9 protein-coding genes and 1 pseudogene are annotated in these 11,310 nt (G+C 70.6%); 5 read left to right on the top strand and 5 right to left on the bottom strand.

Annotated elements, in window-relative coordinates; genetic code table 11:
* The 3 genes from A5712_RS19450 to A5712_RS19440 form a co-directional block, all read right to left on the bottom strand.
* The coding region (locus tag A5712_RS19450; RefSeq protein WP_156766650.1) for a DUF222 domain-containing protein at positions 1-409 on the bottom strand (409 nt) is incomplete at its 3' end.
* A gap of 89 nt (positions 410-498) precedes the next feature.
* Positions 499-2,196 carry a DEAD/DEAH box helicase gene (locus A5712_RS19445; RefSeq protein WP_068108279.1) on the bottom strand — a complete coding sequence of 566 codons (1,698 nt, stop codon included), beginning with the start codon at positions 2,194-2,196 and terminating at the stop codon, positions 499-501.
* Positions 2,197-2,504: 308 nt separating this feature from the next.
* Positions 2,505-3,302, bottom strand: coding sequence for an alpha/beta hydrolase (locus A5712_RS19440; RefSeq protein WP_068108276.1), 798 nt, complete (start codon positions 3,300-3,302; stop codon positions 2,505-2,507).
* Between the two features lie 87 nt (positions 3,303-3,389).
* Between A5712_RS19440 and ffh the strand changes: the two genes are divergently transcribed.
* The 5 genes from ffh (at position 3,390) to A5712_RS19415 (ending at position 10,118) form a co-directional block, all read left to right on the top strand.
* The gene (gene ffh / locus A5712_RS19435; protein ID WP_068108273.1) at positions 3,390-4,946 is read left to right on the top strand and encodes a signal recognition particle protein; all 1,557 of its coding nucleotides are present in this window, start codon (positions 3,390-3,392) and stop codon (positions 4,944-4,946) included.
* Between the two features lie 13 nt (positions 4,947-4,959).
* A complete protein-coding gene (locus A5712_RS19430; protein WP_156766649.1) occupies positions 4,960-6,036 on the top strand; it encodes an amidohydrolase family protein in 1,077 nt (358 codons plus the stop codon).
* Between the two features lie 37 nt (positions 6,037-6,073).
* Complete coding sequence (locus A5712_RS19425; protein WP_068108264.1) at positions 6,074-7,615, top strand: serine/threonine-protein kinase; 1,542 nt, start codon at positions 6,074-6,076, stop codon at positions 7,613-7,615.
* A 93-nt stretch (positions 7,616-7,708) separates the two neighbouring features.
* A complete protein-coding gene (locus tag A5712_RS19420; RefSeq protein ID WP_068108261.1) occupies positions 7,709-9,514 on the top strand; it encodes an amidohydrolase family protein in 1,806 nt (601 codons plus the stop codon).
* Between the two features lies 1 nt (position 9,515).
* Positions 9,516-10,118, top strand: coding sequence for a TetR/AcrR family transcriptional regulator (locus A5712_RS19415; protein WP_068108259.1), 603 nt, complete (start codon positions 9,516-9,518; stop codon positions 10,116-10,118).
* A 7-nt stretch (positions 10,119-10,125) separates the two neighbouring features.
* Here A5712_RS19415 and A5712_RS19410 read toward each other — a convergent pair whose 3' ends face one another.
* Both A5712_RS19410 and A5712_RS19405 read right to left on the bottom strand, forming a co-directional pair.
* The gene (locus tag A5712_RS19410; protein ID WP_068108256.1) at positions 10,126-10,998 is read right to left on the bottom strand and encodes a D-alanyl-D-alanine carboxypeptidase family protein; all 873 of its coding nucleotides are present in this window, start codon (positions 10,996-10,998) and stop codon (positions 10,126-10,128) included.
* 24 nt (positions 10,999-11,022) lie between these two features.
* Positions 11,023-11,310: pseudogene (locus A5712_RS19405) on the bottom strand (hypothetical protein); the annotation flags it as partial.

The raw sequence follows: 11,310 nt of genomic DNA, 5'->3' as shown, positions 1-11,310 counted from the left end.
TGTGGTCCTCCCCGAGCGCGCCCGCTTCGACCGCTCCCGCCAGCACCTCCAGTTCGGGCGGCACCGGTGGTCCGGTCAGCGAGCGCCGCGGCCGAATCCGCGCGGCCAGTTTGAACCGGCGCGTCAGCTCCCCTCCGGTGATGCGCAGCCGCGCGCACACCCGGCCCCGCAGCCCCGGGCTGGACTCCGCGCCGTCGGGGGGTTCGGCGATCTCGGCGAACACCCGATACATCAACCCCCGGTTGGTCCGCTTCTGGGTCTCGAGCCGCTCGGCCACCGCGACGCGAAAATCGTTGCCCACCAGATCCGACGAGGTGCCCCGCAGCACCTGGTGGGCGGCGTCGATCGCGTCCAGCGCGGCGCTGATCCGCTCGCGTGCCGCCTCCGCGCCGATGAATCCCACACCCACAACCTATCGAACAAATGTGCGAACCAGGCCGGCCGAACACCAATCTGTGGATAAAACCGCAACTGTGGACAAGTGCGGCCGACGCAAAACTATGAGTGCTCTGAGTTCAACTGCCTCAGGGCTTGGATGCGGGCCTGGATCTGCTCGCGCGTCGCCGCGGCGATCGGCGGGCCACCGCAGCGACGGCGCAGTTCGTTGTGGATCCAGCCGTGCGGCTTGCCGGTGCGGTGGTGCGTCGCCGAGACGAGCGTGTTGAGCTCGCGGCGCAGCTCGCGCAGCTGGCCGTGCATCGACGGCACCGGAGCCGGTGCACCAGCGTTGGCGGCCCGCTTGGCCAGCTGCTCGTCCTGGCGCCGGTGCAGCAGGGCGCGCATCTGCTCGGCGTCGAGCAACCCCGGGATGCCGAGGTAGTCGGCCTCCTCCTCGCTGCCGGCCGGGGCGGCGGTGCCGAACGAGGACCCGTCGAAGATGACCTGGTCCAGCTCGGCGTCGGCCCCCAGCGAGGTGAAACCTTTTTCCGTTTCCGCCTTTTCGGTTTGCGTCCGTACGGCCGGGTCACCGTCGAGGGGATCGCCCTCCTCGCGGTGCGGTTGGCCGAGGACGTGGTTGCGCTGTGCCTCCAGCTCGCTGGCCAGCTGCAGCAGGTTGGGCACCGACGGCACGAAGATGCTCGCGGTCTCGCCGGCCCGCCGCGACCGCACGAACCGGCCGATGGCCTGGGCGAAGAACAGCGGCGTCGAGGCGCTGGTGGCGTAAATCCCGACCGACAGCCGGGGGACGTCGACGCCCTCGGAGACCATGCGCACCGCGACCAGCCACCGGCTGGTGCTCTCGGCGAATTCGGTGATCCGCGCCGACGACCCGGGATCGTCGGACAGCACGACGGTCGGCTTCTCCGAGGTGAGCTTGGTCAGCAGGGCGGCGTACGCGCGGGCCGCCGTGCGATCGGAGGCGATGATCATGCCGCCGGCGTCGGGCACGTGGGCCCGCTTCTGGCGCAGCCGCTCGTCGGCGGCCGCGATCACCGCGGGCATCCATTCGCCCCCGGGGTCGAGCGCCGTGCGCCACGCGCGTGCGGTCTGCTCGGCCGACAGCGGCTCGCCCAGTCGCGCGGCGTGCTCCTCGCCGGCGCTGTCCCGCCAGCGGGCCTGCCCGGAATAGGCGAGGAACACCACCGGCCGGACTACGCCGTCGGCGAGGGCTTCGGTGTAGCCGTAGGTGTGGTCGGCCTGCGACCGCAGCACCCCGTCGGCGCCGGAGGTGTACGTGACGAACGGGATGGGGCTGTCGTCGCTGCGAAAAGGCGTGCCCGTCAAAGCGAGCCGACGCGTCGCGTCGCTGAAGGCTTCGCGGATGGCCTCGCCCCAGGTCTTGGCGTCACCGCCGTGATGGATCTCGTCGAAGATGACCAGGGTCTTGCGCTGCTCGGTGCGCACGCGGTGCAGCGTCGGGTGCGCGGCGACCTGCGCGTAGGTGACCATCACGCCGTGGTACTCCGGCGAGGTCTGCGGGCTGGTGTTGGAGAACCTCGGGTCCAGGGCCAGGCCGTGTCGCTGCGCCGCCAGCGCCCACTGCACCTTGAGGTGCTCGGTGGGCACCACGACGGTGACCTGGTCGACGGCGCGCTGACCGAGCAGCTCGGCCGCCACCCGAAGCGCGAACGTCGTCTTGCCGGAGCCCGGGGTGGCCACGGCCAGGAAATCGCGCGGCTGGGCGGCCAGGTATTTCACCAGCGCGCGGCGCTGCCAGCCGCGCAACGGCGAGCCCGTGTCGCTGCCCAACAGCATCGACACAGCTCCCCTCAGACGTGGTTCGCGCGCATGGCCTTGTCGTGTCCCGGTCGTGTCCCGACAGCGTCGACGCGGCCCATGGCGGGTGTGAAATGTAGCATGCCAACGCTTTTCGGCGCAGCAGCGACGCACTGGTCCCTTGATTGTGGCGACCCGCCGCGCCCGGCTACGCCGCGCTTGCGATCGCCACTGGTCCCTTGATAGTGGCGACCCGCTGCGCCCGGCTACGCCGCGCTTGCGATCGCCACCGGTCCGTTGATTGTGGCGACCCGCCGCGCCCGGCTACGCCGCGCTTGCGATCGCCATCAGCCGGCGTGGCCCGCCAGGTCGCGAGCGTCGAGCCAGGCGTGGATTCGCTTGGCGACGTCGGGCCATCCCGGCTCGAGCATCATGTTGTGACCCATCGGGAAGAACTCCGGCTCGGTTCGGTAGGCGCGCGCCGTGGCGCGCACCGCGCCGACGCTGACGAAGCCGTCGTGCACGGCGCCGAGCACCAGCATCGGGGTGGTGACGCGGTCGGTTTTGACCCGGCGGAACATCGGGTCGGTCATCGCCGCGCGGATGCTCTCGGGCCCGGCGCGGTGCCAGCAAGATAGGACGATGTCCTCGGGCGTGTCTTTGCAGAAGAGGTAGGCGCGGGCGAGGCCCGACGTGCGCAGGAACTTGACCAACGTGGGGTCGTTGAACGAGCGCACGGTCATCCAGGGCCGCCGGCGCCAGACGCGCAGCGCCGCGCCGAGCACGCCCGACGGCGGCAGCGAGCCCACCAGCACCGCGGCCGGCGCCGTCCGGTCTTCCAGGTAGCGCTGGATCGTGTAGCCGCCCAGGGAATGCCCGATCAGCACCGGTGCGCCGCCGAGGTCGTCGGCCACCGAACGGACGTCGTCGATGTAGTCCTCGATGCAAACCTTCGGCAGCGGCTTGTCGGTGGGGCTGGTGCCGTGCCCGCGCAGGCTCATCGCGACCGCGCGATAGCCCGCGGCGGCGAAGAAGTCCAGGAAACCGTCGTCCCAGCACCACGCGCCATGCCAGCCGCCGTGCACGAAGAGCAGCGGCACCGGGTGGGCGTCGGTGCACGAACCCTTGTCGATCACCTCGAGCATGAGCCGACTTTTCTTCGCTCGTGTCGCGACGTCAAGCCCCTGCGGTGCCGCACGCTCGGCAATCGCTCCAACCACTAGGCTGGCGGGGTGTTTGAATCGCTGTCCGACCGATTGACCGGTGCCCTACAGGGGCTGCGGGGCAAGGGTCGTCTGACCGACGCCGATATCGAGGCCACCACCCGCGAGATCCGGCTGGCGCTGCTGGAAGCGGACGTGTCGCTGCCCGTGGTGCGGGCGTTCGTGGGCCGGATCAAGGAGCGCGCCAAGGGCGCCGAGGTCTCCGGCGCGCTGAACCCGGCGCAGCAGGTCGTCAAGATCGTCAACGAGGAACTGATCGGCATCCTGGGCGGCGAGACCCGCCAGCTGGCGTTCGCGAAGACGCCGCCGACCGTGATCATGCTCGCCGGTCTGCAGGGCTCCGGTAAGACGACGCTGGCCGGCAAGCTGGCCGCCTGGCTGCGCGGCCAGGGACACACGCCGTTGCTGGTGGCGTGCGACCTGCAGCGGCCGGCCGCCGTGAACCAGCTGCAGGTCGTCGGCGAGCGGGCCGGCGTCCCGGTGTTCGCGCCGCATCCGGGAGCGTCTCCAGAGTCCGGACCCGGTGATCCGGTCGCCGTGGCCGCGGCCGGCCTCGCCGAGGCCCGCGCCAAGCACTTCGACGTCGTCATCGTCGACACGGCGGGGCGGCTGGGCATCGACGACGAGCTGATGGCGCAGGCCGCAGCCATCCGCGACGCCGTCAACCCCGACGAGGTGCTGTTCGTCCTCGACGCGATGGTCGGCCAGGACGCCGTCGCCACCGCCGAGGCGTTCGGCGCGGGCGTCGGCTTCACCGGCGTGGTGCTGACCAAGCTCGACGGTGACGCCCGCGGCGGCGCCGCGCTATCGGTCCGCGAGGTCACCGGCGTCCCAATCCTTTTCGCGTCCAGCGGCGAGAAGCTCGAGGACTTCGACATCTTCCACCCGGACCGGATGGCCAGCCGCATCCTGGGCATGGGCGACGTGCTGACGCTGATCGAGCAGGCCGAGCAGGTCTTCGACGCGCAACGCGCCGAGGAGGCGGCCGCCAAGATCGGCACCGGCGAGCTGACGCTGGAGGACTTCCTCGAACAGATGCTGGCCATCCGCAAGATGGGTCCCATCGGCAACCTGCTGGGCATGCTGCCCGGCGCCGGCCAGATGAAGGACGCGCTCGCCGAGGTCGACGACAAGCAACTCGACCGGCTGCAGGCCATCATCCGCGGGATGACGCCGCAGGAGCGCGCCGACCCGAAGATCATCAACGCGTCGCGGCGGCTGCGCATCGCCAACGGCTCCGGGGTGACGGTGTCGGAGGTCAATCAGCTGGTCGACCGCTTCTTCGAGGCCCGCAAGATGATGTCGTCGATGCTCGGTGGCATGGGCATCCCCGGTCTGGGTCGCAAGTCCGCGACCCGAAAGGCCAAGGGAGCGAAGGGGAAGAAGGGCAAGAAGGGGGGACGGGGCCCGACGCCGCCCAAGGCCAGGAACCCGCTCGTGGGCGGCATGCCCGCCGGCTTCCCCGACCTGTCGCAGATGCCCAAGGGCCTCGACGAGCTGCCACCCGGCCTGGCCGACTTCGACCTTTCCAAGCTCAAGTTCCCCGGCAACCCCGGCAAGAACTAGCCGCGCCGTGCGGATGCGCCTGCGGGGTCTGGAGCTGCCCGGCGAGACCGAGATCGAGCTGTGGGTCGTCGACGGCCGCATCAGCGCCGAACCGGTCGCCGGCGCCGACACCGTCTTCGAGGGCGGCTGGATCGTGCCCGGCCTCGTGGACGCGCACTGTCACGTCGGTCTCGGCGACGACGGCGAGATCCCGCTCGAGGAGGCCATCGGCCAGGCCGAGACCGAACGTGACGCCGGCGCGCTCCTGTTGCGGGACGCCGGCTCACCGACCGACACCCGCAGCCTCGACGAGCGCGACGACCTGCCCCGCATCATCCGGGCCGGCAAGCACTTGGCCCGGCCCAAGCGCTACTCGCGGGGTTTCGCGGACGAGCTCGAGGACGAATCCCAGTTGCCGGACGCGGTGGCCCGGGAGGCCAAGCGCGGCGACGGCTGGGTCAAGCTCGTCGGCGACTGGATCGACCGCGGCGTCGGCGACCTCGCCCCGCTGTGGTCCGACGACGTGCTCAAGGCCGCGATCGACGCCGCGCACGCCCACGGCGCCCGCGTCACCGCGCACGTCTTCAGCGAGGACGCGCTGCCCGGCCTGATCAACGCCGGCATCGACTGCATCGAACACGGCACCGGGCTCACCGACGACACCATCGCCCTGATGCTCGAGCACGGAACCGCGCTGGTGCCCACGCTGATCAACACCCTGGAGAACTTCCAAGGCATCGCGGACTCCGCGGCGCGCTACCCGGCCTATGCCGCGCACATGCGCGACCTGCTCGTGCGATGCCCGGCGCGCACCGCCGCAGCGCGCGAGGCGGGCGTGCCGATCTACGCCGGCAGCGACGCGGGCACCATGATCGCGCACGGGCGGATCGCCGACGAGGTCGAGGCCCTCAAGGGAATCGGAATGAGCCCGACCGAGGCGCTGGGCGCGGCGTGCTGGGACGCCCGTCGCTGGCTGGGCCGGCCCGGCCTGGATCGCGGGGCGTCGGCCGACCTGTTGTGCTACTCCGAGGACCCCCGGCAAGGCCCCGGCGTGCTGAACCGGCCGGACCTGGTGATATTGCGCGGCAAGGTCTTTCGGCCACATGGCTAGGCGCGCGCGGCGCCGCGATCGTGGTTAGGATTGCGTGATGGCGTTGGCCAGCGGCGCGACCTTCGCCGGTTACCTGGTCGCGCGGAGGCTGGGTTCTGGAGCGACTGGCGCGGTCTATCTTGTCCAGAATCCCCGTTCGTCGCGCTGGCAGGCGTTGAAGGTCCTGACGCCGGCGCTGTCGGCCGACGGCGAGTTCCGGCGGAGGTTTTGGGCAGAGAACCCGATCGCGACGAACCTCTATCACCCGAACATCGTCGAGGTCCGCGACCGCGGGGAGTTCGACGACGAGCTGTACGTCGCGATGGAGTACGTCGAGGGCATCAACGCCGCGCGGCTGATCTCCGATCGATTCCCGGCCGTTTCGCCCGTGGGCGAGGTGCTGTCCATCGTGACCGCCGTCGCCGATGCGCTCGACTATGCGCACAACCGGGGACTGCTGCACCGCGACGTCAAACCCGCCAACCTCTTGCTGACGGGCCGCGGGGAGGGTGAGCAACGGACCCTGGTGACCGACTTCGGCATAGGCGGCCGGCTCGGCACGGCCGGCTACGCCGCGCCCGAACTGGCGGGCGACGGCGCCGACGGGCGCGCCGACCAGTACGCGCTGGCCGCCACCGCGTTCCACCTGTTGGCCGGCGCGCCGCCGCCACCAGGCACCGCGCTCAGCGACCTGCGCCCGGAATTAGCACGCCTGGACGGCGTGTTCACCCGCGCGCTCGCGACCAGCGCCGGCGACCGGTTCGAGACCTGCGGCGAATTCGCCGAGGCATTGAACGACCAGGCGGGCGCCCGCAGCCGCGACCGCAGCCCCGAGGCCGTCCTCGTGGCCGATTACCCGGCCTACCCCTGCCCCGTCCCGCCCGCGGCGGCCCCGTTGGCCGACCGCCCCGACGACTTCGTCGCGGATCGTGCCGGGGCGCCCGCACCCGGTGCGGCCAAGACTCCGGCGGCCGCACCGAGGACGCACCGCCGCCGCAGGATAGCGCTGTTCGCCGCAGCGCTGGTGGTCGTCGCGGGGCTGCTCGTCGCCGGCTTCGTCGGCGAGCGCAAGACCGACGCGACGGCCGCCCCGGCCGCCCACCCGACCGTGAGCGCGCCGGCCGCCCCGATTCCGCTCGACGGCACCTACCGCCTCGAGGTGCAGCGCAGCCGGCAGACGTTCAACTTCACGCCCGAGCCCCAGCCGCCCGACGTGACCACCTGGTGGGCCTTTCGCTCGTCGTGCGTGCCCGGTCCCTGCACGGCCGTCGGCGCGCCGCTGGACGACAACGACCACACGCAGGCGAAGTCGACGGTCTCGCAGCCGGTCGTGCTGCAATTCCGGGACGGTCGTTGGGTGTCGCGGCCGGAAGAGGGAACGTTCCCCTGCATCGCGCCGGACGGCGCCGAGCGGACGCAGGCCACGACGCAGGTGCTGTCGCTGCGGCCGCGCCCGCAAGGTGGGCTCGCCGGGGAAATGACCGTCACCGTGCGAAGCAACGAATGCGGCCAGCAGGGCGCCGTGCTCCGGGCTCCCGCGCAGGCCAGCCGCAGCGGCGACGTGCCGCCCGGTGTTACGGTGCCCGACCCCCCTCGCTGAGTTGACCAGGCATTTTCTCGCGGCTAGCCACGGCCGGCGAAAAGATTGCGAGTACTTGCTATCTATGTTACGGTTCGTGCCAACCCGACCAGCTTGGAGGCAACGGTGGCCTACGACGTGATCATTCGCGACGGACTGTGGTTCGACGGCACCGGCCGTGCGCCGCAGACGCGCAGCCTTGGAATTCGCGACGGCGTGGTGGCCACCTTGTCCCGCACGCCGCTGGACGAGACCGGCTGCCCGGAGGTGATCGACGCGGCCGGCAAGTGGATCGTGCCGGGCTTCATCGACGTGCACACCCACTACGACGCCGAGGTGCTGCTGGACCCGGGGCTGCGGGAGTCGGTGCGCCACGGCGTCACGACGGTGTTGCTGGGCAACTGCTCGCTGTCGACGGTGTACGCCGATTCCGAGGACGCGGCCGACCTGTTCAGCCGGGTCGAGGCGGTGCCGCGCGAATACGTCTACGGCGCTTTGGATTCCACCAAGACGTGGTCGACTGCGGCGGACTACATCCGGGCGCTCGACGCCCTGCCGCTCGGGCCGAATGTCGGTTCGCTGCTTGGTCATTCGGACCTGCGGACCGCGGTGTTGGGGCTCGATCGCGCGACCGACGAGACCGTCAAGCCCACCGAGGCCGAGCTGGAGAAGATGGCGGCGCTGCTGGACGAGGCCCTCGACGCCGGGATGCTCGGCATGTCCGGCATGGACGCGGCCATCGACAAACTCGACGGCGACCGCTTCCGGTCGCGCGCGTTGCCGTCGACGTTCGCGACGTGGCGGGAGCGGCGCCGGCTGATCAAGGTGTTGCGCAAGCACGGCCGCATCCTGCAGAGCGCGCCCGACGTCGAGAACTCGAAATCCGCGCTGCTGTTCTTCCTGGCCAGCAGCCCGATGTGGGGGTGGCGCAAGGCGGTTCGGATGAGCCTGCTGGTGTCGGCGGATGCGAAGTCCATGCCGCTGGCCGTGCACACCTTCGGGCTCGGCACCCGCCTGCTGAACAAGTTCCTGGGTTCCAGGGTGCGCTTCCAGCACCTGCCCGTCCCGTTCGAGCTCTACTCCGACGGCATCGACCTGCCGGTCTTCGAGGAGTTCGGCGCCGGGACGGCCGCCCTGCACCTGCGCGACCAACTGCAGCGCAATGAGCTGCTGGCCGACAAGGACTACCGCCGCAAGTTCCGGCGCGAGTTCGACCGGATCAAGCTCGGGCCGTCGCTGTGGCACCGCGACTTCCACGATGCGGTCATCGTCGAGTGCCCCGATAAATCGTTGATCGGCAAGAGCTTTGGCGCGATCGCCGACGAGCGCGGGCTGCACCCGCTGGACGCGTTCCTCGATGTGCTCGTAGAAAACGGCGAGCGCAACGTCCGGTGGACGACCGTCGTCGCCAACCACCGGCCCCGGCAGCTCAACAAGCTCGCCGCCGAGCCCAGCATCCATATGGGCTTCTCCGACGCCGGGGCGCACCTGCGCAACATGGCGTTCTACAACTTCCCGCTCAAGATGCTCAAGCGCATCCGCGACGCGCACCGGGCGGGCGCGCCGTTCATGTCCACCGAACACGCGGTGCACCGGCTGACCGGCGAACTGGCACAGTGGTTCGGCATCGACGCCGGCACGCTGCGCGAGGGCGACCGCGCGGACTTCGTCGTGATCGACCCGGCCGGCCTCAACGAATCGGTGGACGGCTATTACGAGGAAGCCGTGCCGTTCTACGGTGGCCTGCGGCGCATGGTCAATCGCAACGACGACGCCGTCGTCGCGACCGGTGTGGGTGGCGAGGTCGTCTTCCGCGCCGGCCAATTCCGGGAGGGCTACGGCCAGACCGTGAAGTCGGGCCGCTACCTGCGGGCGGGCCAGCGCAGCCGGGGCCGCAGCGTGGAGAAAGTTGGGGCCTGACATGGCCAGGACCCAGCAGCAGCGCCGGGAGGAAACCGTCGCCCGGCTCCTCGAGGCGTGCATCGACACCATCATCGAGGTCGGCTACGCGCGGGCGTCGGCCGCGGTGATCACCAAGCGCGCGGGGGTTTCCGTCGGCGCCCTGTTCCGCCACTTCGAGACCATGGGCGATTTCATGGCGGCGACCGCGTCCGAGGTGCTGCGCCGTCAGCTGGAGTCGTTCACCAAGCGGGTTGCCGAGATTCCGGCCGACCAGCCTGCCTTCGAGGCCGCCCTGGCGATACTGCGGGACATCACCACCGCCCCGACCAACGCCGTGCTCTACGAGCTGCTGGTCGCCGCGCGCACCGACGAAAAGCTCAGGGACACTTTGCAACACGAGCTGGGGCAGTATTCGGCGAAGATCCACGACGCCGCGCGGGCGATGCCCGGCGCCGAGGGAATCGACGAGGAGACGTTCCCGGTGGTCGTGGCGCTGATGACGAACGTGTTCGACGGCGCCGCCGTGGTGGAGGGGGTGCTGCCGCAGCCGACGATCGCGGAGCGGCGGATACCGGTGCTGACGGGGCTGATGCGCGCGGCGCTGCCCAATGTTGGCTTGTGAGAACCGGTTACAGCGAGCCCACACCGGTCTCGGGGTTGAGCGCGAAGCCCCAGTCGAACAGGCTGCCGGCCTGATCCCAGTACGTGGGTCCGCCCTGTTTCACCAGCCCGTACATCATCGCGATCACCAGCCGGCGACCACCGCGGGCGGCCGCGCCGACGAAGGTCTTGCGCGCCGCGTCGGTGAAGCCGGTTTTGCCGCCGATGGCGCCGGGGTAGCGCTGTAGCAGTTCGTCCTGGTTGGTGATCGGTTCGTCGCCGTGGTCGCCGGGGAACATCGCCGACGGCTCGGCGGTGATCTGCGCGAAAACCGGGTTGGCCATCGCGGCGCGGAAGATGACGGCCAGGTCGTGCGCCGTCGACGCCCCGGAGCCGCGGGGGCCGTCCAGGCCGGACGGGGTCGCCGCGAAGGTGCTCGTCGCGCCCAGGGACGCGGCCTTGGCATTCATCTTGGCCACGGTGGCGTCGGTGCCGCCCAGCAGGTGCGCCAGGGTGTTGGCCGCGTCGTTGCCGGACACCAGCAACAACGCGTCCAGCAATTGGCGGGCGGTGTAGGTGCGGCCCGGCTTGATGCCGACGCAGTTGCACTCGACCTCGGTGTCGGCGACGTCGGCGACGACGGTGGAATCCAGGCTCACCTGGTCCAGTGCCACCAGTGCCAACAACACCTTGATGGTGCTCGCCGGCGGGTGGCGGACGTTCGCGTCGCGGGCGGCCAGCACCTGACCGTTGTCGAGGTCGGCCACGATCCAGGTCTGGGCCGGCCCGTCCGGGATCGGCACCGAGCCGATCGGCTGCGTGCTGTCGGCCCGGGAAGGCGTCGCTCCCGCGATGGCACCGGCCGCCAGCAGGGCGGTGACGGCGGCCATGAGCTTGCGCATGGCCGCACAGTTTAACCTTCCGGCCTAGTGCCAGGGCATGTCGCGCCAGGAGTAGTTCGCCCCGTCGCCGATGTCGTGCACGCCGTAGTAGTCCCAGTAGTAGTCGTGGCAGACGTTGCCGTCCCACGGGACGGGCCGGCCCGCCGGAAGGACGTCACCGGGGCACCAGTGCTGGCAGGACTTCCCGGCCGGGCACGGAGCGGCCTGGGCAGAGGGCGCGGCCAGCGCCGCACCGCCGAACATCAACGACGCCGTTGCTAATCCCGCGATCATGGCTTTCATACCCATGGGATTATTCCCCTGGCCAGCAGC

Source organism: Mycobacterium sp. E2327 (genome assembly GCF_001672675.1).
In the GTDB taxonomy this organism is placed as follows: Bacteria; Actinomycetota; Actinomycetes; order Mycobacteriales; family Mycobacteriaceae; genus Mycobacterium.
The sequence above is the reverse complement of the archived record's forward strand: the minus strand, read 5'-3'. Positions and strand labels throughout refer to the sequence as shown.